General features: G+C 71.7%; 17 protein-coding genes, 1 tRNA gene and 2 pseudogenes. 7 read left to right on the top strand and 13 right to left on the bottom strand.

Features of this window, described 5'->3' with window-relative positions; genetic code table 11:
* Window positions 1-6: 6 nt before the first annotated feature.
* Both ACIA79_RS12660 and ACIA79_RS12655 read right to left on the bottom strand, forming a co-directional pair.
* Window positions 7-795 (bottom strand): helix-turn-helix domain-containing protein, encoded by a 789-nt coding sequence (locus tag ACIA79_RS12660; RefSeq protein ID WP_399428201.1) that lies wholly within the window; start codon window positions 793-795, stop codon window positions 7-9.
* An 88-nt stretch (window positions 796-883) separates the two neighbouring features.
* Window positions 884-966, bottom strand: a tRNA-Leu gene (locus ACIA79_RS12655).
* Window positions 967-1,060: 94 nt separating this feature from the next.
* Between ACIA79_RS12655 and ACIA79_RS12650 the strand changes: the two genes are divergently transcribed.
* Window positions 1,061-1,714: an ANTAR domain-containing response regulator gene (locus ACIA79_RS12650; protein ID WP_391815008.1), complete on the top strand. Its 654-nt coding sequence runs from the start codon at window positions 1,061-1,063 to the stop codon at window positions 1,712-1,714.
* Window positions 1,715-1,793: 79 nt separating this feature from the next.
* Here ACIA79_RS12650 and ACIA79_RS12645 read toward each other — a convergent pair whose 3' ends face one another.
* The 6 genes and pseudogenes from ACIA79_RS12645 to ACIA79_RS12620 all read right to left on the bottom strand — a co-directional run bounded on the left by ACIA79_RS12645 (window position 1,794) and on the right by ACIA79_RS12620 (window position 8,461).
* Window positions 1,794-2,510: an ABC transporter ATP-binding protein gene (locus tag ACIA79_RS12645; RefSeq protein WP_399428200.1), complete on the bottom strand. Its 717-nt coding sequence runs from the start codon at window positions 2,508-2,510 to the stop codon at window positions 1,794-1,796.
* 353 nt (window positions 2,511-2,863) lie between these two features.
* Window positions 2,864-3,745, bottom strand: a pseudogene (locus ACIA79_RS12640) (ABC transporter ATP-binding protein); the annotation flags it as partial.
* Window positions 3,746-3,750: 5 nt separating this feature from the next.
* Window positions 3,751-5,484 carry a branched-chain amino acid ABC transporter permease gene (locus ACIA79_RS12635; protein ID WP_399428199.1) on the bottom strand — a complete coding sequence of 578 codons (1,734 nt, stop codon included), beginning with the start codon at window positions 5,482-5,484 and terminating at the stop codon, window positions 3,751-3,753.
* A 5-nt stretch (window positions 5,485-5,489) separates the two neighbouring features.
* Window positions 5,490-6,422, bottom strand: coding sequence for a branched-chain amino acid ABC transporter permease (locus ACIA79_RS12630; protein WP_399428198.1), 933 nt, complete (start codon window positions 6,420-6,422; stop codon window positions 5,490-5,492).
* Between the two features lie 100 nt (window positions 6,423-6,522).
* The gene (locus ACIA79_RS12625) at window positions 6,523-7,758 is read right to left on the bottom strand and encodes a branched-chain amino acid ABC transporter substrate-binding protein (RefSeq protein WP_399428197.1); all 1,236 of its coding nucleotides are present in this window, start codon (window positions 7,756-7,758) and stop codon (window positions 6,523-6,525) included.
* 427 nt (window positions 7,759-8,185) lie between these two features.
* The gene (locus tag ACIA79_RS12620; protein ID WP_399428196.1) at window positions 8,186-8,461 is read right to left on the bottom strand and encodes a hypothetical protein; all 276 of its coding nucleotides are present in this window, start codon (window positions 8,459-8,461) and stop codon (window positions 8,186-8,188) included.
* 333 nt (window positions 8,462-8,794) lie between these two features.
* On the opposite strand from ACIA79_RS12620, the gene ACIA79_RS12615 reads away from it, so the two are divergent.
* Entirely contained in the window at window positions 8,795-10,762 is a 1,968-nt protein-coding gene (locus tag ACIA79_RS12615) for a Xaa-Pro dipeptidyl-peptidase (RefSeq protein ID WP_399428195.1), read from the top strand.
* A gap of 224 nt (window positions 10,763-10,986) precedes the next feature.
* Here the strand turns inward: ACIA79_RS12615 and ACIA79_RS12610 are convergent, their stop codons facing one another.
* Complete coding sequence (locus ACIA79_RS12610; protein ID WP_399428374.1) at window positions 10,987-11,475, bottom strand: PaaI family thioesterase; 489 nt, start codon at window positions 11,473-11,475, stop codon at window positions 10,987-10,989.
* Between the two features lie 80 nt (window positions 11,476-11,555).
* Complete coding sequence (locus ACIA79_RS12605) at window positions 11,556-13,835, bottom strand: FdhF/YdeP family oxidoreductase (RefSeq protein ID WP_399428194.1); 2,280 nt, start codon at window positions 13,833-13,835, stop codon at window positions 11,556-11,558.
* A gap of 180 nt (window positions 13,836-14,015) precedes the next feature.
* Between ACIA79_RS12605 and polA the strand changes: the two genes are divergently transcribed.
* Window positions 14,016-16,670: a DNA polymerase I gene (polA, locus tag ACIA79_RS12600; protein ID WP_399428373.1), complete on the top strand. Its 2,655-nt coding sequence runs from the start codon at window positions 14,016-14,018 to the stop codon at window positions 16,668-16,670.
* Window positions 16,671-16,796: 126 nt separating this feature from the next.
* Here polA and ACIA79_RS12595 read toward each other — a convergent pair whose 3' ends face one another.
* Window positions 16,797-17,615 carry a DUF4184 family protein gene (locus ACIA79_RS12595; protein ID WP_399428193.1) on the bottom strand — a complete coding sequence of 273 codons (819 nt, stop codon included), beginning with the start codon at window positions 17,613-17,615 and terminating at the stop codon, window positions 16,797-16,799.
* Between the two features lie 205 nt (window positions 17,616-17,820).
* Here ACIA79_RS12595 and ACIA79_RS12590 point away from each other — a divergent pair, with 205 nt between their 5' ends.
* The 3 genes and pseudogenes from ACIA79_RS12590 to ACIA79_RS12580 all read left to right on the top strand — a co-directional run.
* Window positions 17,821-19,509: a lytic transglycosylase domain-containing protein gene (locus tag ACIA79_RS12590; RefSeq protein WP_399428192.1), complete on the top strand. Its 1,689-nt coding sequence runs from the start codon at window positions 17,821-17,823 to the stop codon at window positions 19,507-19,509.
* Window positions 19,510-19,672: 163 nt separating this feature from the next.
* Window positions 19,673-19,813 carry an SPW_0924 family protein gene (locus ACIA79_RS12585; RefSeq protein WP_107064450.1) on the top strand — a complete coding sequence of 47 codons (141 nt, stop codon included), beginning with the start codon at window positions 19,673-19,675 and terminating at the stop codon, window positions 19,811-19,813.
* Between the two features lie 9 nt (window positions 19,814-19,822).
* Window positions 19,823-20,806, top strand: a pseudogene (locus tag ACIA79_RS12580) (DUF3068 domain-containing protein); the annotation flags it as partial.
* Here ACIA79_RS12580 and hrpB read toward each other — a convergent pair.
* Window positions 20,772-23,258, bottom strand: a complete 2,487-nt coding sequence (gene hrpB, locus ACIA79_RS12575) for an ATP-dependent helicase HrpB (RefSeq protein WP_399428191.1) — start codon at window positions 23,256-23,258, stop codon at window positions 20,772-20,774. The pseudogene ACIA79_RS12580 and the gene hrpB overlap by 35 nt on opposite strands.
* Window positions 23,255-24,061, bottom strand: coding sequence for a class I SAM-dependent methyltransferase (locus tag ACIA79_RS12570; protein WP_399428190.1), 807 nt, complete (start codon window positions 24,059-24,061; stop codon window positions 23,255-23,257). The genes hrpB and ACIA79_RS12570 overlap by 4 nt, the downstream gene beginning before the upstream one ends.
* 355 nt (window positions 24,062-24,416) lie before the next feature.
* Between ACIA79_RS12570 and rpsA the strand changes: the two genes are divergently transcribed.
* Window positions 24,417-25,919, top strand: a complete 1,503-nt coding sequence (gene rpsA, locus ACIA79_RS12565) for a 30S ribosomal protein S1 (protein WP_392714135.1) — start codon at window positions 24,417-24,419, stop codon at window positions 25,917-25,919.
* Window positions 25,920-26,138: the final 219 nt, after the last annotated feature.

Genomic DNA, 26,138 nt, shown 5'->3' with positions numbered 1-26,138 from the left:
CGCACCTCAGTACTTCGGCCCGACGTGGGCGTCCATCAACGCGACGGACGCCCGTCGGGCGACGGAGATGTTGTACGGGTTCCCGCCCCGCGCGCAGTGCGTCCACTCCACCGCGAGCGTGTCGAGGGTGTCGGTGTACAGCCGCCTGATGTCGTCGGACACGTTGGTGAAGAAGTACCGCGGATACTCGTACCGCTTCACCTCGCCGCCGACCCTGCGCGTGGTCCAGTTGGTGATCCGGCACCCGTCGGAATGGATGAGCCCCCGGACGAATCCCCACGGGTGCGCGTCGACGATCTCCCGCTGCCACCCCTCGAGCACGATGCGGCGCTCGTGCTTCCTGCCGGGGCCGTGCTGGGGGAAGAGGCATGCGAGATGCTTCGAGTACACCTTCACGTTGCGGCATCCGGTGCGGCGGACCCGGCACACGGCATTGCCGGGGAAGACGGACCGCATGGCCTGCTCGCATGCGTCCATGAGGCCCGGCCAGGTCTCGGCGCAGGTGATCATGAGGTTCGGCACCCGATGCGCCGAGTAGTGGCTGATGTGCCCGTCGCCGAGGTACAGGCCGAAAAGGTACGCGTAGGCGGCTCTGTCGAGGTCCGTGCCGTCGCACCGCGGACACTCGGGATCGTGCCTGCCCGGACATTCCCCTCGCTCGGCCCGGTCCTTGTGGAGCCAGTACGCGACCGTGCCCGGCGGCACACCGAGCCGGCGGGCGACGTCCGCGTTCCGGCATCCGCCGCGGAGCAGCGCAAGGGCCTTCTGTCGCACTTCTGTGCCATGGAATTGCATGCGGCTACTGTGCGTGATGACTCCGTAGCCCGGCATGGAAAAAGCGGATGTTCACGAGAACGGGAACATCCGCTTGAACGGTGCGCTGTGCCGGGTGCGGGATTCGAACCCGCACGCCCTTTCGGGCAGATGTGTTTGAGACATCAGCGTCTGCCGTTCCGCCAACCCGGCGAGGTTGCTTGTCGGAGTGTACCCGGTGCCCATGATCCCCGGCAGCTAGGTAGGCTCATGGGGAGCTGTACCAGCCTTGGAACGAGGAGCCTACGTGACCGCCCCCGAGTCGCCCCAGCCCGTCGCCGACGACGACATGTCGCACGTCCCGCCGATGACGACCCGCGTGGTCATCGCCGAGGACGAGGCCCTCATCCGCCTCGACCTGAAAGAGATGCTGGAGGAGGAGGGCTACTCCGTCGTCGGCGAGGCCGGTGACGGCGCCCGGGCCGTCGAGCTGGCCCGCGAGCACCGGCCCGACCTGGTGATCCTGGACGTGAAGATGCCCGTCCTCGACGGGATCTCCGCCGCCGAGAAGATCGCCGGCGAGTCGATCGCGCCGGTGCTGATGCTCACCGCCTTCTCGCAGCGCGAGCTCGTGGAGCGGGCGCGCGACGCCGGTGCCATGGCGTACCTGGTCAAGCCGTTCAGCAAGAGCGACGTCGTACCGGCCATCGAGATGGCGGTGTCGCGGTTCGCGGAGCTGAAGGCGCTGGAGAAGGAGGTCGCCGACCTCGCCCAGCGGCTGGAGACGCGGAAGCTGGTGGACCGGGCGAAGAGCATCCTGCAGACGCAGTACGGGCTGTCGGAGCCCGCCGCGTTCCGCTGGATCCAGAAGACGTCGATGGACCGGCGCATGTCGATGCAGCAGGTCGCGGAGGCGGTCATCGAGGACGCCGAGGAGAAGAAGGCGGCGAAGGGCCAGTAGCCCCCCGCCCGGGCGTACGAAGGGGCCCGCCCCGCGGCAGTGGATGCGCGCGGGGCGGGCCCTTCGGTGTGCGAGGGGCTCAGTCCTCGCCGAGGTACGTCTTGCGGACGGACTCGTCGTGGAGCAGGTCCTGACCGCTGCCCGACAGCTTGATGGTGCCGGTCTCCATCACGTACGCCTGGTCCGCGAGGGAGAGCGCGGCCTGGGCGTTCTGCTCGACGAGCAGGATGGTGGTGCCCTGGGCCTTGAGCGCGCTGATCGTTTCCATGATCTTCTGCATCATGATCGGGGAGAGGCCCATGGAGGGCTCGTCGAGCATGAGCAGTTTGGGCTGGGACATCAGGGCCCGGCCCATGGCGAGCATCTGCTGCTCGCCGCCGGACAGGGTGCCCGCGGCCTGCTTCCGGCGTTCCCCGAGGATGGGGAAGAGGTCGTAGGCGCGCTGGATGTCCTTCTCGATGCCGGCCTTGTCGCTGCGCAGGAAGGCGCCGAGCTGGAGGTTCTCGGCGATGCTCAGGCGGGGGAAGATGTGCCTGCCCTCGGGGGAGTGGGCCATGCCCAGGGCGACGATCTTGTGTGCGGGGATGCCGTTGAGCACCTGCCCGTCGAAGTGGATCTTGCCGCCGGAGGGCTTGAGGAGCCCGGAGAGGGTGCGCAGCGTGGTGGTCTTGCCGGCGCCGTTGGTGCCGATGAGGGTGACGACCTGGCCGGCCTGGACCGAGAAGGAGATGCCCTTGACGGCTTCGATCTTGCCGTAGGCGACCCTGAGGTCCTCGACTTCGAGGAGTGCGGTCACTTGGTGTCTCCTTCGGTGGTGGTGCTGTCCGCGGAGGTGGTGCTGTCCGCGGTGGCGGCGTCGCTGTCCGCCGCCTCCGGGCGGGCCGCCGCGTCGTCGCCGTCGGCAGCTTCGCCGTCGGCGGTCTCGGCCTCGGCTTCGGCTGCGTCGGCCTCCTCCGCCTGCTGGGCCACCGCGGCCGCCTCGGCGGCGGTGGCGGCGGTCCCGGTCGCGGCTTCGGCGGACGCCGCGGCCTGCGTCGGTGCGTCGCCGTCACCGGCTGCGTCGGCCTCCGGCGCCTCCGGGGTGTCCGAAGCCTCAGAAGCCTCAGTAGCTTCCGGGGTCTTCGTGGTGCCGGTGGCAGCCGCGGCCTCCGGGGCCTCGGCGTCCTGCGGGGCGTCCGTGCCTGCCGCCGCCTCCGCCGCGGCGACCTCCGCCGCCTCCTCCGCGCCCGGTTCGCCCTCGAAGGGGGTGCCGAGGTACGCGGCGACCACGCGCTCGTCGCCCTGGACGACGGACGGCGTGCCCTCGATGAGCTTCTGGCCCTGGACGAGGCAGGCCACCCGGTCGCAGAGGTTGAAGATGAAGCGCATGTCGTGCTCGATGACGAGCACGGCGATGCCCTTGTCGCGGATCGCGAAGATGAGTTCCTCCGCGGCCCGCGTCTCCTGCGGGTTCATGCCGGCCGTGGGCTCGTCGAGCAGGATCAGGCCGGGTTCGCTCGCGAGGGCGCGGGCGATCTCCAGCTTGCGCTGCTCGCCGTAGGGCAGGTTGCGGGCGAGGTGGTCGGCCTTGTGCTCCAGGCCGATGAACTCCAGCAGTTCCATGGCCCGTGCGTGCGAGGCGGCTTCGGCCTTCTTGAAGCCGGGGCCGCGCAGCAGTGCGGACCAGAGCCCTTCCTTGGTCCGGGTGTGGCGTCCGACGAGGACGTTCTCCAGGACCGTCATGTTGGCGAAGAGCCGGATGTTCTGGAAGGTGCGGGCGATGCCTGCCTGGGTGACGAGGTGGGGCTTGGGCGGCAGGACGGTGCCCTTGTAGGAGACCTTGCCCTCGGTGGGGACGTACAGGCCGGTGAGGCAGTTGAAGAAGGTGGTCTTGCCGGCGCCGTTGGGGCCGATGAGACCGACGATCTCGCCTTCGCGGACGGTGAGGTCGACCGAGCGTACGGCGGTGAGGCCGCCGAAGCGCATGGTGACGCCGCTGGCTTCGAGGACCGGGGCGGCCTCTGCGGTCTTGGTCGTGGTGGTGGTCGTCATGTCGTTCACGCCCCCGCCTTCGTGGTGCCGACGGCGGAGTCGGGCAGCTTGTCGTCGGGTACGTCCAGTTGGCCGGTCTCGTGGTATTCGAGCTGGGCGCGGCGGTTGGCGATGAGGCCCTCGGGGCGGAAGCGCATCAGGATGATGAGCGCGATGCCGAAGCCGAGGAGCTGGTAGTCCTGGAGGAACTGCAGCTTCGCCGGGATCATGTAGAGCAGGGCGGCACCGATGAGGGGTCCGCTGATGGTGCCCATGCCGCCGAGGATGACGGCGGCCAGGAGGAACGCCGAGTTGGGCGGGACGGGTCCGGCGAAGACGTACATCTCCGGGACCACGGTGCTCTGGACGTGTGCCTGGACGGTACCGGCGACGCCGGCGAGGGTGGCGCCGAGGGCGAAGGCGATGAGCTTGACCCGGAAGCCGTTGATGCCCATGGCGGTGGCGGCGGTCTCGTCCTCGCGGATGGCGACCCAGGCCCGGCCGATGCGGGAGCTGCCGGCGCGGCTGAAGACGAGGACCACGAGGATCATCGCGAGCAGCATCAGCAGGTAGTAGTTGGCGTAGGAGCCGAGCTCGAAGCCGAGGACGGTGTGGGACTCGCCGAAGTCGTATCCGAAGAAGACGAGGTCGGGGATGTTGGGGATGCCGTTGGGGCCGTTGGTGACCTGGGGGCCGGAGACGCCGTCCAGGTTGCCGACGGCGATGCGGAAGATCTCGCCGAAGCCGAGGGTGACGATGGCGAGGTAGTCGCCGCGCAGCCGCAGGGTCGGGGCGCCGATGACGACGCCGAAGACGAGGGACACGGCGGCGCCGGTGAGGACGGCGGCCCAGAAGGGGAACTGGATGTCGAAGGCCGAGGCGGTGGTGCCGGAGACCAGGGCCGCGGTGTACGCGCCGACGCCGAGGAAGGCGACGTATCCGAGGTCGAGCAGGCCGGCGAGGCCGACGACGATGTTCAGGCCGAGGGCGACGGTGGCGAAGATGAGGATGTTGACCGCGATCAGGGTGAACTGGTCGGTGGTCTGGGTGAAGGGGAAGGCCGCGGCGGCGACGAAGGCGGCGGCCACCGTGATGGACCGGTACTTGGCGGTGAGGGCCGAGAGCCGGGCCATGAGGCCGGCCTTGAAGAGGGCGGCGATGGCGAAGCCGGCGGTGATGAGGTAGCCGGTGAAGAGTTCGGCGTACTCGGTGTCGATGCCGTAGGTGACGACGTACAGGCCGAGGCCGAAGGCGGCGACGATCACGAGGATCTCGGCCCAGGAGGGCAGTGCCTTGGGCCGCTGGGCCTTGCGGGTGTCGTCGGGGAGGAGGAAGGCGACGGCGGGGACGGCGGAGGCGACCGCTGCCACGTAGGCGCCGGGGTCGAGGTGCGCGAGTCCGCCGAGTTCGACCGCGATGGCGATCACGGTGAACCAGGTGGTGCCGAAGGCGCCGAGGGCCAGCAGCTGCAGGGCCTTGGTGGTGCCGGTGGGCGCGAGCCAGCGCAGGCCCCGGATGCCGAGTGCGGCGAGCGCGTACACGACGGTGAGGAGGCCGGCGACGAGGGTGAGGACCTGGAGGCCGCCGGGGTAGCCGTAGACGGTGAGGTCGCCGGGGAAGGCGTCGGTGTAGGTCCAGGCGAGGAAGGTGCTGGCGATGGTGGCCAGGCCGCCGGCGGCGATGGTCCAGCGCAGCGTGGTGACACGGGAGGTGTCGTCGGCCGGGGTGGCGTCGGTGACCTTGAGGGTGTCGGTTGTCATGGCTCTCACGCCCGATCCGCGACGCGCTCGCCGAGCAGGCCCTGCGGCCTGACGAGGAGCACGACGATGAGAAGTACGAATGCCCAGACGTTGGCCCAGGCGCCGCCGCCGAGCTGCTGCATGCCGGGGATCTCTTCGATGTAGGCGATCGAGAGGGACTCGGCGAGGCCGAGGACGACTCCGCCCACCATCGCGCCGTAGATGTTGCCGATGCCGCCGAGGACGGCGGCGGTGAAGGCCTTGAGTCCGAGGATGAAGCCCATCTCGAAGTTGATCTGGCCCTTGTCGAGTCCGTAGGCGACCGCGGCGACCGCGGCGAACGCGGCGCCGATGGCGAAGGCCATCACGATGATGCGGTCGGTGTTGATGCCCATCAGCTTCGCGGTGTCCGGGTCCTGTGCCGTGGCCTGCATGGCGCGGCCGCTGCGGCTCTTGGAGACGAAGAGGCCGAGGGCGAGCATGCACAGGGGGGCGAGGACGAGGACGAAGAGGTCGGCGCGCTGGAGGTACAGGTTGTCGAGGAGCTTGAACGACTCGCCCTGGAACTCGGGGAAGCTGCGCGGCTTCTTCGCGTCGGGGTAGAAGCCCCAGACGAGCTGCTGCAGGACGATCGAGAGGCCGATCGCCGTGATCAGCGGGGCCAGCCGGGGTGCGCTGCGCAGGGGGCGGTAGGCGAAGCGTTCGGCGGCGGTGGCCACGGCGACGGAGGCGAGGGCGCCGCCGACGATCATGAGCGGGATGGCCACCAGGAGGGATGTCCCGCTGGGAAGTACGAGGTATGCAGTGAGGGCGCCGAAGCCCCCGATCATGAAGATCTCGCCGTGGGCGAAGTTGATGAGCTGGACGATGCCGTACACCATCGTGTACCCGATGGCTATGAGGCCATAAAGGGCGCCGAGGGCAAGGCCGTTGGCCAGCTGTTGCGGCAGTTCGTTCACCGCAGGGCCTCCGATGAGCTTGTCGGATATGACACCGCGCGAGGGCGCTGTTTGCGCCCTCGCGCGGCTTGGATCAGGTGGAGCGGGGCGGTGCGGCGGATCAGTCCTCGAACGTGGCGCTCTTGACGTCCTTCCAGGTGGTGCCTGCCACCTTGTAGACGGTGAGCTGCTTGTTCGTGGTGTCGCCGTACTCGTCGAAGGCGACCTTGCCGGTCACGCCGTCGAAGGAGACCTTGGACATGGCCTCGACGACCTTCTCGCGGGCGTCGGCGGGGAGCTTGCCGTCGTTGGCGGCGACGACGGCCTTGACGGCCTGGATGATCGCCCAGCCGGCGTCGTAGGAGTAGCCGCCGTACGCCGCGTACGGGTCCTTGTAGCCGGCGGCCTTGTAGTCGTCGATGAACTTCTTGGCCGTCGGGAGCTTCTCGACCGGGTAGCCGATGGAGGTCGCGAGGTCGCCGTCGTTCGCGACGCCGGAGGCGCTGATGAAGGCGGGGTCGTAGATGCCGTCGCCACCCATGGTGGGGATCTTGGCGCCCGTCTTCTTGATCTGGTCGGAGAGCAGGCCGCCCTCGGGGTACTGGCCGCCGAAGTAGACGGAGTCGGCGCCGGAGCTCTTGACCTTGTCGGCGGTGCTGGAGAAGTCGGTCTCCTTGACCGTCACGTGGTCGGTGCCGACGACCTTGCCGCCGAGGCGCTCGAACTCCTTGGAGAAGATCGCGGCGAGGCCCGCGCCGTAGGTCTGCTTGTCGTCGACGACGTAGACCTTGCGCTTCTTGGCGTCGTTGAAGAGGTACTGGGCGGCGAATTTGCCCTGGACGACGTCGGTGGCGGCGGTGCGGAAGTAGGTCTTGAAGGGGCGCTTGAACTCGCCCTTGCCCCAGTTGTCGCCCTGGCTGAGGGCCGGGTTGGTGTTGGCCGGGGAGACCTGCGTGACGCCGGCCTTCTCGAAGACGCCCTGCATGGACTGGGCGACGCCGGAGTTCAGCGGGCCGACGACGCCGATGACGTCCTTGTTGCCGACGAGCTTGGTGGCGTTGGCCTGGCCGGAGGCCGGGACGGCCTGGTCGTCGAGGGCCTCGATCTTGAACTCGACGCCCGGGACCTCGTTGTTCTTGTTGGCGGTCTTGACCGCCAGGTCCACGGAGTTCTTGATGCCCTGGCCGAGCGCGGAAAGCGATCCGGTGAGCGGGGCGTCGACGCCGATGACCACGGTCGTCTTGCCGCTGCTGTCGTCCTTACCGCCCTTGCTGTCGTCGCGGGACCCACAGGCGGTGAGGGTGAGTGCTCCCGTGGTGATCACGGTGGTGAGTATGAGCAAGGAACGCTGTCGCACGTTGAATCCTTTCCCTGGCGCGGCCTCCTCGGATTTGAGGTGCCGTGTGGTCGCCGGGCCGCACTGGGTTGGTACGCACTGGGTTGGTACGGGTCCGTGCAGCAGACGCGCCCGGCGGCGCGGTGACTGGCCGTGACTCTAGGCGCAGGGGGTGGAGTCCGGGACCAGGGAAGTCAGGATGTGACTGTCTTGTTATGCCGGAGGGGAGAGTCGGTGCTTGCGGTGTGGACACATCCGGGCTTTCCGGTCGCCCGGAGGTTGCCCACATAGTGAGAACGCCCAGTTCCGCTAAGGGGCTTGAGCGGATCTTGGTCCTGACAGGGGTGTGGGCCGGGACGGGCCTGGCGAGGGGCCCGGGGTGTGCTCGGGGTGGCGGTGCGGCCGGTGCGGCGGGCTCGGTTCCTCATGGCGCCCCTGTTACTCAGTGTTACATCGGTGCGTGTCTTTTCGGCCGTGGTGATCCGGTGCCGGTGCCGGTCGCCTCGGTGTCCGGAGGGCGCCAGTTCTCGGAGCTCCCGGTCGCCCCGCGGGCCGCCTCGCAGCGGCGCCGGGTGTCCCGGTCGACGAGGCGTTCGGCCGCCTCCCGCCCCTCGCGCCGGTCGGTCGCGCGGGCCTCGGCGAGCACGTCGTCATGGATCTCCAGCTGCTCGTTCGACAGGCCCTTCTGTTCCCAGTCCAGCCCTGCCCAAGTGCTGTCTTTCAATGCCTCCTTGGCCCAGTACGAGACGAGACGGGTGCAGATGTCGGCCGGTGTGCTGCTCTGCGGTGCGGGGGATCCGGAATCCGAACAGCCGCCCCCAGTAAGGAGGATGAGCAGAATGCCGGACGCTGTGAAGCCGGTCCCGGCGCGTCGTGAAACGGCTCCGAGAGTGTCCCTGAACCTCATGCCGGGCACGCTAGGCGGTCACCATCGGTCACACAATGGCCTGTGATTGTCCGGGTGTTGGGTCTGGTGCGGCTGGGATGGAAGCGATGGAATGTGAGCCGCGCCCACCGCGTGATCGTCACCCCCGCGGCCCCCTTGGAGGCAGGCACGATGGCGAGACCCCAGCGCGTACGCGACGCCGTACGCCCCTACCGCACGCACCGCCGGATCGGCCTGGTGGCTCTGGCGGGATTACTGGTCGCGGCGCTGCCCGCACCGGCCGCGCAGGCCGGCGCGTCGGGCGGTCCTGCCCTGCGCGTCATCGACGGCCGGACCCACCCGGCCTTCTCCCGCGCGGACGCCGTCCACCAGCTGGTCGACGTCGAAACGGAGACGGACAGTGACGAGGACGGCAAGCGGGACACCGTCCGGATGAGGATCCTCCGGCCCCGCGAAACGGATGCCGGACTGCGCGTCGCGACCATCATCGAAGCGAGCCCGTACTGGGGTGGCGGCAACGACGTCCCCTTCCACGAGGTCGACCTGGAGGAGGACGGACTGCCCGGTGGTAAGGGGCGCAAGGGCCTTCCGGGGCTTCTGCAGGGAACCGAGCGGCCCACCGGCCCCGCCGTCTCCGCCTCCTCGGTCGTCTTCCCGGGCTACACCGACAACTATTTCCTGCCCCGCGGGTACGCCGTGGCCCAGGTCGACAGCGTGGGGACGGGCGACTCGACCGGCTGCCCCACCTCCGGCGGCCGCGAGGAGACGCTCGGCGCCAAGGCGGCGGTCGACTGGCTGAACGGCCGGGCCCGCGGCTGGGACCCCGACGGCCGGCCGGTCCGGGCCGACTGGTCCACCGGCAACGCGGCGATGATGGGGATTTCCTACAACGGCACCCTGCCCACCGCGGTGGCCGCCACCGGCGTCGAGGGCCTGAAGGCCGTCGTCCCGATCGCCGGGATCTCCTCCTGGTACGACTACTACCGGGCCGGCGGCGGTGTCGTCGCACCCGGCGGCTTCCAGGGCGAGGACACCGACGTCCTGGCCAAGGCCGTCTACAGCCGAGCCGACCGCGAGATCTGCAAGCCCGTCCTGGACCGCCTCACCGCGGAGCAGGACCGGGCCACCGGCGACTACAGCCCCTTCTGGCGCGAGCGGGACTACCTGCCCGACGCACGCAAAATCAAGGCCGGGGTCTTCCTCGTCCACGGCCTCAACGACTGGAACGTGAAGACCCGGCACACCGCCCGGCTGTGGGAGGCCCTCGGCCGGCACGGCGTCCCGCGCAAACTGTGGCTGCACCAGGCCGGGCACAACAACCCCATGCCGCTGCGCATGGAGGAATGGCTGCGCCAGCTGCACCAGTGGTACGACCACTGGCTGTACGGCCTCGACAACGGCGCCCTCGACGAACCCGCGGTCGACATCGAGCAGGCCGACTTCACCTGGCGGCAGCAGCCGGCGTGGCCGGCGCCCGGCACCCGGCGGGTGACGCTGCGGCTGAACGCCGACGGCGGTCTGTCACCGCTGCCCGGCCGGCCGGCCGAGCGGACGCTGCACGACGCCGGCCGCACCCTGCGCGCCGAGCAGCTCGTCGCCGACCCCGCCACCCCGCACCCCCACCGCCTCGCCTGGACGACGGAGCCCCTCCCGCGCGACCTGCGCGTCAACGGCGCGCCCGAGGTGTCGGTGCGGGGCTCGCTGGACGGCACCTCCCCTTATACGACGGCGCTGCTCGTCGACTACGGGACCGCCACCCGTGCGGTCGCCGGCACCGTCCAGGACACCTCGCAGCTCGTCTGCTACGGCGAGGGCATCCCCGGCGACACCGGCTGCACGTACCGGACGAAGCACCGGACCGAGACCGCCGACTTCAAGATCGTGACCCGGGGCTGGCTCGACGTCCGCAACCGCCACTCGGCCGCCCGGCAGTCCCCGGTCGTCGAAGGCCGCGAGTACCGGCTGCGGTGGGCCATGCAGCCCCAGGACTACGTCGTCGAGAAGGGGCACCGGCTGGGCGTGGTGCTGATCTCCACCGACCACGACTACACGCTGCGCCACCCGGCGGGCACGCGGATGACGGTACGGGCCGGGCTCAGCAGCGTGACGCTCCCGGTGGCGCCCCCGCCCGGCGGATGAGCGAGCGGCCCGCTGGCCCGGCACCGGCCGGCGGATGAGCGCGCAGCCTGCGGGCCCGGCACCGGCGCGGGGCGGCAGTCACGGCCGGGCGGCGCCGGACGGTGCGGCACCTGCCGCATGAGCCCGCCGTGTCCGCCGTCCGCCTGGCGGCGGCCTGCGGATCGGGCCGCGGACGTCCTGTCCGCGGCCCGGTCGTCCCGCGCCGCGGACGGCAGGTCGGTCGGTCAGTCGGTGCCGCGCACCCGCTGCTCGTCGGCGGCGGTCACCTCGCGGAGCAGGCAGGTGAGCCGCGCCGTGCACACCCGCTTGTCCTGTTCGTCGGTGATGACGATCTCGTACGTGGCCGTGGAGCGCCCGCGGTGCACGGGGGTGGCGACGCCGGTCACCACTCCGCTGCGGACACCGCGGTGGTGGGTGCAGTTCAGGTCCACACCGACAGCGATCCTGGAGACGCCGCCGTGCAGCATCGAACCGACCGAGCCGAGGGTCTCGGCGAGCACGGCGGACGCGCCGCCGTGGAGCAGCCCGTAGGGCTGGGTGTTGCCCTCGACCGGCATGGTGCCCACTACCCGCTCCGCCGAGGCCTCCACTATCTGCACGCCCATGCGGGTGCCCAGGTGCCCGGCGGAGAAGAGGGCGGGCAGGTCGACACCGAGTGCGCTGTACTCGTCGAGGACCTCTTGCGGGAACTTCACGGTGGTCTGCTCGCCCATGGGGCCCGGCTCCGATCGTCGTACGGTCATGTCCCTGATGTGTGCCGCCGGCACTGGCCGCTGGCTGCCTAAGCGAACGCTCAGACGGTCGGTGATTGTTCCAGACGTACGATCACGGACTTGCTGGCGGGGGTGTTGCTGACGTCCGCGGTCGACTCCAGCGGCACCAGGACGTTGGTCTCCGGGTAGTACGCGGCGGCGCAGCCCCGCGCGGTCGGGTAGTGCACCACGCGGAAGCCGGGCGCGCGGCGCTCGCTGCCGTCCCGCCACTCGCTGACCAGATCGGCGTACGCCCCGTCCGCCAGGCCCAGCGCGCGGGCGTCGTCCGGATGGACCAGGACCACGCGCCGGCCGCCCTTGATGCCCCGGTAGCGGTCGTCGAGGCCGTAGATCGTGGTGTTGTACTGGTCGTGGGAGCGCAGCGTCTGCAGCAGCAGCCGGCCCTCGGGGACCTTCGGGTACTCCACGGGCGCGGCGGTGAAGTTCGCCTTGCCGGTACCGGTCGGGAAGCGGCGCTCGTCGCGCGGGGCGTGCGGCAGGGTGAATCCGCCGGGACGGGCGATCCGGGTGTTGAAGTCCTCGAAGCCGGGGACCACGCGCGCGATGCGGTCGCGGATCGTGGCGTAGTCCTTCTCGAACTCCTCCCACGGCGTGGCCGACGCCTCGCCCAGCACGGCCCGCGCCATGCGTGCCACGATGGCCGGCTCGGACAGCAGCTCCGGGCTCGCCGGCGGCAGGTTCCCGCGGGATGCGTGGACCAGGCCCATCGAGTCCTCGACGGTGACGAACTGTTTGCCGCTCGCCTGCACGTCCTTGTCGGTGCGGCCGAGCGTGGGAAGGATCAGCGCCCGCGCGCCCGTGACCACGTGCGACCGGTTCAGCTTCGTCGACACGTGGACGGTCAGCCGGGCACGGCGCACGGCCGCCTCGGTGACCTCCGTGTCGGGCGTGGCCCCCACGAAGTTGCCGCCCATCGCGAAGAACACCTTCGCCTCGCCGTCCCGCAGCGCCTGGATGGAGCGGACCACGTCGAAGCCGTGGTGGCGGGGCGAGGAGATGCCGAACTCCTTGTCCAGGGCGTCGAGGAAGGCCGCCGAGGGGCGCTCGAAGATGCCCATGGTGCGGTCGCCCTGGACGTTGGAGTGGCCGCGGACGGGGCACACCCCCGCGCCCGGGCGGCCGATGTTGCCGCGCAGCAGCAGGAAGTTGACCACCTCGCGGATGGTCGGCACGGAGTGCTTGTGCTGGGTGAGCCCCATGGCCCAGCAGACGATGGTGCGCTCCGACGCCAGCACCATGGCGAGCGCGCGCTCGATCTCGTCGCGCCGCAGACCGGTCGCGGCGAGCGTCTCGTCCCAGTCGGCGGCCTCGGCCGCGGCGGCGAACTCCTCGAAGCCGTGCGTGTGCTCCCGTACGAACTCGTCGTCCACCGCTCCGTCCGTCCGGAGGATCAGCTTGTTGAGGAGCCGGAAGAGGGCCTGGTCGCCGCCGATGCGGATCTTCAGGAACAGGTCGGTGAGGGCGGCGCCCCGGAGCATGCCGTGTGGTGTCTGCGGGTTCTTGAACCGCTCCAGGCCCGCCTCCGGCAGCGGGTTCACCGAAATGATCTTCGCGCCCGCCGCCTTCGCCTTCTCCAGGGCGACGAGCATCCGCGGATGGTTGGTGCCGGGGTTCTGCCCCGCCACGATGATCAGGTCCGCCCGGTGCATGTCCTCCAGCGAGACGCTGCCCTTGCCGATGCCGATGGTCTCGGTGAGCGCGGAGCCCGACGACTCGTGGCACATGTTGGAGCAGTCCGGCAGGTTGTTCGTGCCGAACTCGCGGGCGAACAGCTGCAGCAGGAACGCGGCCTCGTTGCTGGTGCGCCCGGAGGTGTAGAAGACGGCCTCGTCGGGGGAGCCGAGCGCCGCCAGCTCCTCCGCGATGATCGCGAAGGCCCGCTCCCAGGTCACCGGCGCGTAGCGGTCGGCGCCCTCCTCGAGGAGCACCGGGTGCGTGATCCTGCCCTGCTGTCCCAGCCAGTAGCCGCTGCGGCCCGCCAGGTCCGCGACCGGATGGGCGGCGAAGAACTCCGGCGTCACGCGGCGCAGCGTCGCCTCCTCGGCGACGGCCTTCGCGCCGTTCTCGCAGAACTCCGCGACGTGCCGCTTGTCCTCCTCGGGCCATGCGCAGCCCGGGCAGTCGAAGCCGTCCTTCTGGTTGACCTTGAGCAGTGTCCGCGCCGCCCGCCGCAGTCCCATCTGCTCCCGGCCCACCTTCAGGGTGTGCCCGATCGCGGGGAGGCCGACCGCGGAGTGCTTCGGCGCCCCGACCTGCGGCGCGTCCTGGACCGGATCATCTGCCGGCGGCCTGCTGACCATCGCGCTCTCCCTTGAGCGGTTGCGTCCCGTGTACGTATCCGATCCTGTCACGCCCCACCGACAGCCGGGACCGCCCCTCGGCCGGGAGCCGGATTGTCAGTGGTCCGTGGCAGGATCGTCCCCGTGGCTGAGACAGCATCGAAGAAGACCCCAGACGACAACCGTCCGCGCCTGCTCCTCATGGACGGGCACTCCCTGGCGTACCGGGCGTTCTTCGCGCTGCCCGCGGAGAACTTCACCACCGCGAGCGGCCAGACGACCAACGCCATCTACGGCTTCGCGTCGATGCTGGCGAACACGCTGCGTGACGAGGCGCCCACGCACTTCGCGGTGGCGTTCGACGTGTCCCGCAAGACCTGGCGCTCGCAGGACTTCCCCGAGTACAAGGCGAACCGCTCCTCGACGCCCGACGAGTTCAAGGGCCAGGTCGAGCTGATCGGCGAGCTGCTGGACACCATGAACGCGGAGCGGTTCGCGGTCGAGGGCTTCGAGGCCGACGACGTCATCGCGACGCTCGCCACGCAGGCCGAGGCCGAGGGCTTCGAGGTGCTGATCGTCACCGGCGACCGGGACTCCTTCCAGCTGGTCTCCGACCACGTGACCGTGCTCTACCCCACCAAGGGCGTCTCCGAGCTGACCCGGTTCACCCCGGAGAAGGTCCAGGAGAAATACGGGCTGACCCCGTCGCAGTACCCCGACTTCGCCGCCCTGCGCGGAGACCCGTCCGACAACCTGCCGGGCATCCCCGGCGTCGGCGAGAAGACCGCCACCAAGTGGATCAACCAGTTCGGTTCCTTCGCGGAGCTGGTCGAGCGTGCCGACGAGGTCAAGGGCAAGGTCGGGCAGGCGCTGCGCGACCACCTGGAGTCCGTGAAGCTCAACCGCCACCTGACCGAGCTGGTCCGTGACGTGGAGCTGCCGAAGACCGTCACGGAGCTGGAGCGCCGGCCCTACGACCGGACCGCGCTCAAGGGTTTCCTGGAGATCCTGGAGATCCGCAACCCGAGCCTGCGCGAGCGGCTCCTCGCGGTCGACCCGGGCGCCGAGGAGGAAGCGGCCCCCGTCCCGGACGCCGGGGTGGAACTCGACGGCACGGTGCTGGGCGCCGGCGAGCTGGCGTCCTGGCTGGAGCGGCACGGCGCGCAGCCGCTGGGCGTGGCCACCGTCGCCACCTGGGCGCTGGGCGTCGGCAACGTCAGCGAGGTCGCGCTGGCGGGCGCCGACGGCAAGGCGGCGTGGTTCGACACGACCCAGCTGGACGAGGCCGACGACAAGGCCTTCGCCGCCTGGCTCGCCGACCCGGCCCGCCCGAAGGTCCTGCACAGCGCCAAGGAGGCGCTGCGGACCTTCCCCGAGCACGGCTGGCACGTCGAGGGCATCACCATGGACACCGCCCTCGCCGCCTACCTGGTCAAGCCGGGCCGCCGCTCCTTCGCGCTGGACGCCCTGTCCGTCGAGTACCTCCACCGGGAGCTGGCCCCCGCCGCGGCCGACGGGCAGCTCGCCTTCGGCACCGACGAGCGCGCCGAGGCCGACGCCCTCATGGCGCAGGCCCGTGCGGTCCTCGACCTGGGTGAGGCGTTCGGCGAGAAGCTGAAGGAGGTCGGCGCCACCGAGCTGCTCCACGACGTGGAACTGCCCACGTCGGTGCTGCTGGCCCGGATGGAGCGGTACGGCATCTCCGCCGACCGGGCCCATCTGGAGGCGATGGAGCAGCAGTTCGCGGGCGCGGTGCAGCAGGCGGTCAAGGAGGCGCACGCCTCCGTCGGCCACGAGTTCAACCTGGGCTCGCCCAAGCAGCTCCAGGAGGTCCTCTTCGGCGAGCTGAACCTGCCCAAGACGAAGAAGACGAAGACCGGCTACACCACGGACGCGGACGCGCTGGCCTGGCTGGCCGCGCAGACCGAGCACGAACTGCCCGTCATCATGCTGCGCCACCGCGAGCAGGCGCGGCTGCGCTCCACGGTCGAGGGCCTGATCAAGACGATCGCCGCCGACGGCCGCATCCACACCACCTTCAGCCAGACCGTGGCGGCGACCGGCCGCCTGTCCTCGACGGACCCCAACCTGCAGAACGTGCCGGTCCGCACCGACGAGGGCCGCGCCATCCGGCACGGCTTCGTGGTCGGCGAGGGCTTCGAGGCGCTGATGACGGCCGACTACAGCCAGATCGAGCTCCGCGTCATGGCCCACCTCTCCGAGGACGAGGGCCTGATCGAGGCGTTCACCTCCGGCGAGGACCTGCACACCACCGTCGCCTCCCAGGTGTTCGGCGTGGAGCGGACCGCGGTCGACGCGGAGATGCGCCGCAAGATCAAGGCCATGTCGTACGGCCTGGCGTACGGGCTGTCCGCCTTCGGCCTGTCCCAGCAGCTCAGCATCGAGGCCGGTGAGGCACGCGCCCTGATGGACACGTACTTCGAGCGGTTCGGCGGGGTGCGGGACTATCTGCGCCGCGTCGTCGACGAGGCCCGCGCGACCGGGTACACCGAGACGATGCTCGGCCGCCGCCGCTACCTGCCGGACCTCAACAGCGACAACCGCCAGCGCCGCGAGGCCGCGGAGCGCATGGCGCTCAACGCCCCGATCCAGGGCACGGCCGCCGACATCGTGAAGGTCGCGATGCTGCGGGTCGACCGGGCGCTGCGGGACGCGGAGCTGAGGACGCGGCTGCTGCTCCAGGTCCACGACGAAATCGTGCTGGAGGTCGCCCCCGGCGAGCGCGAGCGCGTGGAGGAGATCGTCCGGCACGAGATGTCGTCCGCGGTCGACCTCCGTGCCCCCCTGGACGTCTCGGTCGGTGTGGGCCCGGACTGGGACTCCGCCGCCCACTGACGCCCCGCCCCGTCCACCCCTCCGCCCGCGGCACCGTCGTGCGCCGCGGGCGGAGGGGTGGACGGGGGCCGGGCGGGTCATGGCGCACGGCCCGCCGACCGGTCCGGCCCCGGGCGGGGGAGTCCCTCAGACCGTCTGGCGCAGCCGCATCGCCGCGCCGTACAGCAGCAGCCCCGCGGCGAGCCCCGCGCCCGCGCCGAAGCAGACCGTCGGGATGATGTCCAGCGGCGTCTCGGGCGCCCGCCCCCAGTACGCGTACCACCGCAGGCACCGGTGCACGGCCCCAGCCGCCACGCACCCGCCGAGCAGCCCCGCCGCCAGCCACCGCCCCCGCCGCCCCAGCACCGGCACCGGTGCCGGCACCGGGGGAGCGGCAGGCGCCGCCGCCCGCTGCCGCCGCAGCGCACTGCCGGCGAACCACGCCAGCACGACCAGCGCCACCGCGGACCCGCCGTACTGCGCGTACAGGTACACCGGGAACCCGGCCACCACCTCGCTCAGCCAGGGCACCGCCTGCGTGCCCCACCGGTCCAGGTGCGTGAACGAGTCCCACACCACGTGCGTCGTCGCCCCGATGACCGCCGAGACGTAGAACCACGCCGCCAGCGCCACCCGCGGCCGCCCGTGCCACGCCCGGCCCCGTACCAGTGTGTGCACGGGCCCCTGCCACCGCCGCGGCACCAGCGCCACCAACGGCTCACGCACCATCAGCCACACCGCGACCAGCAACGCCGTCACCGCCACGTCGACGGTCAGCACGCCCGCCGGCGCGTGCGTGACATCACCGAAGCGCATCGCGCCCGGAAGCGCGGTGTCCGCGAAGTAGGTCATGTCGGGCGCGAACGACCCGGCGACGAGCGCCGAGGCGACGAGCGGCCCGCGCCCTGCCCCGGACCTGCGTATCCCCGGCAGTACGGCAGCCGCATGGCTGAGCGTGAACGGCATGACTGGTGCGTCCCCCTGGATCCGGTCGTCAATGACCGCAAGTATGCGTGACGTTCGCCTTCCGGATTCCGGTACGCCAAGTAGTGACGAAAGCGTGAAAAGCGGTCAGAGGGCGGTGTGCCGGGGCGGCCGATTGACGTAGGGTCTGCTGAGCATCCGTGCAGGGGAGTACGGACCAGCCGTCACCAGGGGGAGGACCGCACCTATGGCAGCGCACATCGGCCGCCGGCTGCGCAAGGGAGCAACCAGCACCGCCGTTGCCGCGGCCGCAGTGGCCGCCCTGTCCGCCTCGCAGGCCCCCGGCGTGACGCCTTCCGCCGACGGCGGCAGCGGCGACCCTCAGGCCGCCGACGCGACCTCGTCGTCCCCCGGCGGCTCCGCCACGGGCGGCTCCCCGTACTACACGGACCTGCCCCCGCTCAACACGCCGGACAAATCCGGCACTTCCGTGGACCTCCCCGCCGCCGGACCGTCGGAAGCGGGCATACCGGCCACCGTCCTCGCCGCCTACAAGCAGGCCGAGACGCACCTCAAGACCGCCGACCCCGGCTGCAACCTCCCGTGGCAGCTCCTCGCGGGCATCGGCAAGGTGGAGTCCGGGCAGGCCCGCGGCGGCCGTGTCGACGCCAACGGCACCACCACCTCGCCCATCCTCGGCCCGGTCCTCAACGGCGTCGGCTTCGCCAACATCTCCGACACCGACGACGGTGCGTACGACGGCGACAAGACGCACGACCGCGCGGTCGGTCCGATGCAGTTCATCCCGTCCACCTGGGCCACCTGGGGCCAGGACGCCAACGGCGACGGTCTGAAGGACCCCAACAACATCTACGACGCCGCGCAGGCGGCCGGCATGTACCTCTGCGCCAACGACCGCAACCTCGCCGTCAAGGCCGACCTCGACAGGGCGATCCTCAGCTACAACCGCTCGACGGAGTACCTCCGTACGGTCCTGTCCTGGTTCGAGTACTACAAGCGCGGTACGCACCAGGTCCCCGACGGCACGGGCGTCCTGCCGGTCGACCGCAGCGACAACAAGCCGGTCACCCGCCCGGTGCCCACTCCGTCGCCGTCCGTCACGCCGCCCGTCACCACGCCGTCGCCGAGCCCGAAGCCGACCCCCGCGCCCGGCCCGTCCAAGCCGGTCCCGCCGGCCAAGCCGACGCCGACGCCGCCTCCCACCCCCGTCCCGTCCCCGTCGCCCTCCGACCTGGTGGCGCGCATCAAGGACGCCGGCACGGGCGCGCTCAGCGCGACGGCGGGCGGCCGGTTCGTCGAGCGCCCGGCGGTCGTGGCGGTCGACAGGGCCGGCCGGCCGGTCGCCAAGGTCGCGGTCAAGTTCGAGATCGTCGGTGCGACGGACGCCCGCCTGGCGACCGCCACCGGTGCCGCCACCAGCGCGGTCGTCACCACGTCCGCCGACGGAACCGCCACCGCGCCCCCGCTCCAGGCGGGCGAGCGGACGGGCGGGTTCACCGTGCGCGCCACGGTCGTACGCCGCGCCCTGCCCGGCGTCGACTTCACGGCGACGGTCACCGAGCGCCAGGCCGATGCGCTGACCCGCACGGACGACAAGGCGCTGACGGCGGCCCCCGATGCGGAGTTCGCCGACCAGGTCGAGGTGAAGGCCACCCACAAGGGCGCCGTGGCGTCCGGTGTCGCGCTCACCGCCACCATGATCACCTCCGCGGACGACCCGGCGGTCAACGACAAGGGCCCCTACTTCAAGGACGAGGAAGGCAAGCCGGTCCGCACCCTCGAGGGGCTGAAGACCGATGCCGACGGCGTCCTGCGGCTCCCGAGGATGTACGCGGACGGCCAGGCCGGCACGTTCCTGCTCCGGCTGACCGCCCCCGGCGGTGCGACCCTGACCGTCGAGCTCACGGTCGCCTGACCCGGCTCGCGCACACCGGCGGCCTCCACGCACACCGGCCGTCCCCGCACCGCCCGCCTCCCCCCCCGGGGGGCGGGCGGTGCGACGTGTTCCCATCTCGCGGTGCCGTTGCTACGGTGCGGGCCGGAGGCGACCTGACGGTCCATCAGATGGGAGGCCGCCCATGCGCGCCCTCGTAGCCGCCGCCATCGGCCTGGTCCCCGTCCTGCTGCTGGTCCTGCTGCTCGCCGTGGCGGACCTCGCCCCCGAGGGCGAGACCTCCCCCCGGCCCCTCCTGACCACCGTGCCCGGACCGAAGAGGTAGGCGGGCGGCATGCGGCACCGGGCCGGCCTCGTCCTCCTCTCCCTCGCCGTGTTCTGCGCCGCCCTGGCGCCCACGCTGCGCTGGTACGCCTTCCCGCGGCTCGCCAAGGTGCCGGCCGGCCAGTACCAGGACATGGTGCTGGAGGCGAAGCCGGCCACCCTCCTGCGCTACGACACGATGCGGGCGGTCCGGGTCGACAAGGTCACCATCGTCCAGACCCTCAAGGGCAACGTGGAGGAGTCGCGGCGGATCGAACGCGACGCCGGCCGTGACGTCGTCGTCTGGGACGCGCTCTCCCACGTCGTCGGCCCCGACGGCCGGACGGTCTCCCAGATCCCCGAGCGGTACGTCTTCGACGCCCACACCCAGGCGCCCGTCCACGCCACCGGCGAATCCGTCGACGGCGACCCGGTGCGGCGCGACGGCATCCAGTTCAAATGGCCGTTCCTCACCGGGAAACGCGACTACCGGTACTTCGACGCCCAGACGCGCACCTCCGCCCCCATCCACTACAGGGGCACCCGCACCTTCCGCGGCCTGGAGGTCTACTACTTCGAGCAGACCGTCCCGTGGACGAAGGTCCCGTACCCCAGGAAGATGCCCCTGCCCGGCATCGACGCCACCCGGCTGGAGCAGCGGACCGGCACCACCCGCTGGTACACCACCAAGCGGATGTTCTGGGTGGAGCCGGTCACCGGAGCCCCCGTCAACGGCGAGGAGATCCACCGGGAGGAACTGCGCGGCGGCACCCTGCTCGGAGGCCGCGACAAGGTCACCGCCTTCGCCGGGCACGTCAGGATGCGCGAGGACTACGTCGACCACACCGTCGCCCTGGTCTCCTCCCAGCGGCGGCTGGTGCTGCTGATGACCTCGTACCTCCCGTGGACCTGCCTGCTCCTCGGCACGGTCCTGCTCGCCCTGTCCCTGTACCTGGAGGCGCGCTCCCGGCGCCCGGCCCTCAGCGGCGCGCGTTCGTCCGCCGGGTCGGCTCCGCCGCCGCCGGATCCTCCGGCCACGGGTGCTTCGGGTACCGGCCGCGCAGCTCGGCCCGTACGGAGCGGTAGCCGTCGCGCCAGAAGGACGCCAGGTCCGCCGTGACGGCCACCGGCCGGCCCGCGGGGGACAGCAGATGCACCAGCACCGGCACCCCCGCCACGGACGGGGTCCGCGCCAGGCCGAACATCTCCTGGAGCTTCACGGCCAGGACGGGCTGCTCACCGTCGCCGTACTCGACCCGGATCCGCGACCCGCTCGGCACCTCGATGCGCTCCGGCGCCAGCTCGTCCAGCCGCGCCGCGTCACCCGTGGCCCACGGCAGCAGCCGCTGCAGCGCCCCACCGGCGTCCAGGCGCCCCAGATCCGCCCGCCGCCGGGCCCGCGACAACTCCGGCTCCAGCCACTCGCCGGCCCGCTCCAGCAGCGCGGCGTCCGACACGTCCGGCCACGGCCCGCCCAGCACCCGGTGCAGGAACGCCAGCCGCCGGCGCAGCTCCGCCGCCTCCCGCGACCAGCGCAGCAGCCCCAGCCCGTCCCGCCGCAACCCCTCCACCAGCGCCTCCCGCACGAGGACGGGGTCCGGGTCCGCCAGCGGCCGTACGGCCAGCTCGACGGCGCCGAGCCGCTCCACGGCCCGGGCGACCAGGTCACCGTCCTCCCACCGCACCTCCTCGCCCGCCGAGAGCAGTCCCCCGGCGGCCGCCCGCGCGGTCTCCTCGTCGATCACCGCGGCGAGCCGCACCCGCGCGGACGCGGCGTGCGCCGGCCGGTCCGCCACGGCGACGGCCAGCCACTCCGAGCCCCGCAGACGGGACCCGTCCCCGAGCTCCGCCCGGGTCCCGGACGCCATGAGGTACGACCCCTCGCCGCGGGCGCGCGCCACCCGCTCGGGGAAGGCCAGCGCGGCGACCAGCCCGGCGGCGGCGTCCTCGGACAGCGTGCCGGCGCTCTCCGGCGCGCCGCCGGCGCCGAGCCGGCCCGCGAGCCGCCGCGCCTCCTGCCGCCACCGCGCGCCGTACGCGTCGCCGCCGCGCCGCGCCGCCCGCCACGCGGCGGGCAGGTCGTCGCCGTACTCGCGCGGCGGCTCCTCGCTCAGCAGCGCCACCACCTCCGCGGCCCGCCGCGCACCCACCCGCGGCGCCGCGTCCAGCAGCGCGCGGGCCAACCGCGGATGCACGCCCAGCCGGGACATGCGGGCCCCGCGCTCCGTCACCCGGCCCGCCGCGTCCACCGCCCCGACCGCCGTGAGCACCTCCCGGGCCGCGCCCATCGCGCCCGCGGGCGGCGGGTCCAGCAGCGCCAGGCCCGACGCGTCCGGGTCACCCCAGGCAGCGGCCTGCAGCGCGAACGCGCTCAGGTCGGCCACCTGGATCTCGGGCGCCGGGAACCGCGGCCGCATGCCGTCCTCCGCCTCCGCCCAGCAGCGGTAGACCGCGCCCGGCGCCTCACGCCCGGCCCGGCCCGCACGCTGCCGGGCCGCCGCCCGGGACGCCCGCACCGTGGTCAGCGACCCCAGGCCCCGCGCATGGTCCACGCGCGGCTCGCGGGCCAGGCCCGAGTCGACCACCACGCGCACACCGGGGACCGTCAGTGACGACTCCGCCACCGACGTGGCCAGCACGACCCGCCGCCGGCGGCCGGGCGAGAGCACCGCGTCCTGGACCGCCGCGGGGGCCCTCCCGTGCACCGCGAGGACCTCCGCGTCCACCGAGGACAGCAGCCCCGCCACCCGCGCGATCTCCCCGGCGCCCGGCAGGAAGCAGAGCACGTCGCCCTCCCGCTCGGCCAGCGCCCGCCGCACCACCGACGCGACGTGCGCGAGCTGGGCCGGATCCACCCGCATCCCGTGCGGCGGCCGCACCGCCGCGGCCGGGGGAGCCCACACGACCTCGACCGGATGCGCGGTGCCCGTCGCCTCCACCACCGGCGCGCCGCCCAGCAGCCGCGCCCAGCCCTCGGCGTCGGTCGTCGCCGACGCGGCCACCAGCCGCAGCTCCGGCCGCAGGGCGTCCCGTACGTCGAGGAGGAACGCCGCGGCCGTGTCCGCGTCCAGGTGCCGCTCGTGGCACTCGTCGAGCACCACCACGTCCACGCCGGCGAGCTCCTGGTCCCGCTGGAGCCGCTGGAGCAGGACGCCCGTCGTCACCACCTCGACGGCCGTCGAGGCGGACACCACCCGCTCACCGCGCACCGTGAACCCGACGCTGCCGCCGGTCTCCTCGCCGAGCAGCCACGCCATCCGCCGGGCCGCCGCCCGCGCCGCGATCCGCCGCGGCTCGGCGACCAGGACCCTGGCACCCCGCTCGGCGAGCGCCAGCGGCACCAGGGTGGTCTTGCCGGTGCCGGGCGGTGCGCACAGCACCGCCGTGCCGTGCCCGTCCAGCGCCCGCTCCAGGGCGGGCAGGGCGCTGCGTACGGGAAGGTCCAGGGCCTCCGCGCGCAGTCTCACGCCCGCTCGCAGACGAAGATCGCCGTCCCGGGGATCAGGTTCCCCCGCAGGGGCGACCAGCCGCCCCACTCCTGGGTGTTCCAGGAGGGCCACTCCGGCTCGACCAGGTCCAGCAGGCGGAACCCGCCCGCGACCACGTCCCGCACCCGGTCGCCCAGGGTCCGGTGGTGCTCCACGTACACGGCCCGGCCCTCGTCGTCCTGCTCGACGTACGGCGTCCGGTCGAAGTAGGAGGAGGTCACGGACAGGCCCTCCGGTCCGGGCTCGTCCGGGAAGGCCCAGCGGACCGGGTGCGTCACGGAGAACACCCACCGGCCCCCGGGGCGCAGCACCCTGCGGACCTCCCGGAAGACCCGTACCGGGTCGGCGACGAAGGGAACCGCCCCGTACGCCGAGCAGGCCGCGTCGAAGGAGCCGCCCCGGAAGGGGAGGGCCCCGGCGTCGGCCTCGACCAGGGGGACGCCCCCGCCGATGCGCAGGGCGTGCTGGAGCTGGCGGTGGGAGAGGTCCAGGGCCACGGGGCGGGCGCCCTGCGCGGCCAGCCAGCGGGAGCACTGGGCGGCTCCCGCGCCGATCTCCAGGACGTCCAGTCCGGCGACGTCGCCCAGGAGCCGGGCCTCCGCCTCGTCCAGCCCCTCGGGGCCCCAGACGAAGCGGTCGTCCCCCAGGAACGCTCCGTGCTCGGTCTGGTACTCGTCGGCGTTCCGGTCCCACCAGCTCCGGTTCGCCCGGCTGCTCTCGGCGTCACCGGCCTGGCGCCGCGTCGCCTGGGGCTCGTGGTCGGACTCGTACTCTTGGATCATTCCCGCCCGCCGTTGTAGGTTGCGCACGGCTCGACGCGTCGTCGCGCGAGTCGCGGCCACTTTGGCCTTGGGAAACTTTAAATGTGCCGGGTATATGACGTTCTGCCCCGGGTGTGCGCCTTCGCGCATTGACCGTGTCCGGCCGTCCCCGTATGCTAAAGGTTGCGCTGCGGGCCTGCGCGCCTCAGACGGAGCAGGCCGCGCTCGCATCTGTATGTATGTCCCCTCGGTTGTCGAGGCGCCCCCCTTCCCGGGACGAGCGCTTCCTTGGCTGTCCGGCTTCTGCAGAGGCGATACGGGCTCTCGGCGTAGCAGTACCTACGACTTCAATGTCCGTACCGGAGCCCTTTCCCACATGACGAGCAGCACCGAGACCACCGCCACCACCCCGCAGGTTGCGGTCAACGACATCGGTAACGAGGAAGCCTTCCTCGCCGCGATCGACGAGACGATCAAGTACTTCAACGACGGCGACATCGTCGACGGCGTCATCGTGAAGGTCGACCGGGACGAGGTCCTGCTCGACATCGGTTACAAGACCGAAGGTGTCATCCCGAGCCGCGAGCTCTCGATCAAGCACGACGTCGACCCGAACGAGGTCGTCAAGGTCGGCGACGAGATCGAGGCCCTTGTTCTCCAGAAGGAGGACAAGGAAGGCCGCCTGATCCTCTCGAAGAAGCGCGCCCAGTACGAGCGTGCCTGGGGCACCATTGAGAAGATCAAGGAAGAGGACGGCATCGTCACCGGTACCGTCATCGAGGTCGTCAAGGGTGGTCTCATCCTCGACATCGGCCTCCGTGGCTTCCTGCCGGCTTCCCTCGTCGAGATGCGTCGTGTCCGCGACCTCCAGCCCTACGTGGGCAAGGAGCTCGAGGCCAAGATCATCGAGCTGGACAAGAACCGCAACAACGTGGTCCTGTCCCGCCGCGCCTGGCTCGAGCAGACCCAGTCCGAGGTCCGCCAGACGTTCCTCACGACCCTGCAGAAGGGTCAGGTCCGTTCCGGCGTCGTCTCCTCGATCGTCAACTTCGGTGCCTTCGTGGACCTGGGTGGCGTCGACGGTCTGGTCCACGTCTCCGAGCTCTCCTGGAAGCACATCGACCACCCGTCCGAGGTTGTCGAGGTCGGCCAGGAGGTCACCGTCGAGGTTCTCGACGTCGACATGGACCGCGAGCGTGTCTCCCTGTCGCTGAAGGCGACGCAGGAGGACCCGTGGCAGCAGTTCGCCCGTACGCACCAGATCGGTCAGGTCGTCCCGGGTAAGGTCACCAAGCTGGTTCCGTTCGGTGCGTTCGTCCGCGTGGACGAGGGCATCGAGGGTCTGGTCCACATCTCCGAGCTGGCCGAGCGCCACGTGGAGATCCCGGAGCAGGTCGTCCAGGTCAACGACGAGATCTTCGTCAAGGTCATCGACATCGACCTCGAGCGCCGTCGCATCAGCCTCTCGCTGAAGCAGGCCAACGAGTCCTTCGGTGCCGACCCGGCCTCGGTCGAGTTCGACCCGACCCTGTACGGCATGGCCGCGTCGTACGACGACCAGGGCAACTACATCTACCCCGAGGGCTTCGACCCGGAGACCAACGACTGGCTGCCGGGCTACGAGGCCCAGCGCGAGGCGTGGGAGACCCAGTACGCCGAGGCGCAGCAGCGCTTCGAGCAGCACCAGGCCCAGGTCATCAAGTCCCGCGAGGCCGACGAGGCCGCCGCTGCCGAGGGTGGCGCCGCCGCTCCGGCCGGTGCCCCGGCGGGTGCCTCCGGTGGCTCGTACTCCTCGGAGTCGGACGACAACTCCGGCGCCCTGGCGTCGGACGAGGCCCTGGCCGCGCTCCGCGAGAAGCTGGCCGGCGGCCAGAGCTGAATCCCGGCTCACCGCTGAGCAGTAGCTAGCACCAGCACTGAGGCCCGTCCCCTTCAGGGGGGCGGGCCTCGGTCGCGTTCCGGGGGTCCGGTTCCCTCAGGGCGGCCGAGGGGGTCCGGTTTGCAGGGGTCCGGCCGAGAGGGGCGGCTGAGGGCCCGTCCGGCGGTCCAGCTGAGGGGGACGCCCGGCGTGACCAGTCCGCGGCCGGGTGCGCATGGG

It is taken from the genome of Streptomyces sp. NPDC051310, from assembly GCF_044455245.1.
In the GTDB taxonomy this organism is placed as follows: domain Bacteria; phylum Actinomycetota; class Actinomycetes; order Streptomycetales; family Streptomycetaceae; genus Streptomyces.
The sequence above is the reverse complement of the archived record's forward strand: the minus strand, read 5'-3'. Positions and strand labels throughout refer to the sequence as shown.

Excerpts from the sequence above, each read along its gene's own strand:
- ACIA79_RS12660 (WP_399428201.1), bottom strand. The coding sequence starts at position 795 with ATGCAATTCCATGGCACAGAAGTGCGACAGAAGGCCCTTGCGCTGCTC.
- ACIA79_RS12635 (WP_399428199.1), bottom strand. The coding sequence starts at position 5,484 with ATGACAACCGACACCCTCAAGGTCACCGACGCCACCCCGGCCGACGAC.
- ACIA79_RS12615 (WP_399428195.1), top strand. The coding sequence starts at position 8,795 with ATGGCGAGACCCCAGCGCGTACGCGACGCCGTACGCCCCTACCGCACG.
- ACIA79_RS12610 (WP_399428374.1), bottom strand. The coding sequence starts at position 11,475 with ATGGGCGAGCAGACCACCGTGAAGTTCCCGCAAGAGGTCCTCGACGAG.
- ACIA79_RS12605 (WP_399428194.1), bottom strand. The coding sequence starts at position 13,835 with ATGGTCAGCAGGCCGCCGGCAGATGATCCGGTCCAGGACGCGCCGCAG.
- polA (WP_399428373.1), top strand. The coding sequence starts at position 14,016 with ATGGACGGGCACTCCCTGGCGTACCGGGCGTTCTTCGCGCTGCCCGCG.
- ACIA79_RS12595 (WP_399428193.1), bottom strand. The coding sequence starts at position 17,615 with ATGCCGTTCACGCTCAGCCATGCGGCTGCCGTACTGCCGGGGATACGC.
- ACIA79_RS12590 (WP_399428192.1), top strand. The coding sequence starts at position 17,821 with ATGGCAGCGCACATCGGCCGCCGGCTGCGCAAGGGAGCAACCAGCACC.
- ACIA79_RS12585 (WP_107064450.1), top strand. The coding sequence starts at position 19,673 with ATGCGCGCCCTCGTAGCCGCCGCCATCGGCCTGGTCCCCGTCCTGCTG.
- ACIA79_RS12570 (WP_399428190.1), bottom strand. The coding sequence starts at position 24,061 with ATGATCCAAGAGTACGAGTCCGACCACGAGCCCCAGGCGACGCGGCGC.
- rpsA (WP_392714135.1), top strand. The coding sequence starts at position 24,417 with ATGACGAGCAGCACCGAGACCACCGCCACCACCCCGCAGGTTGCGGTC.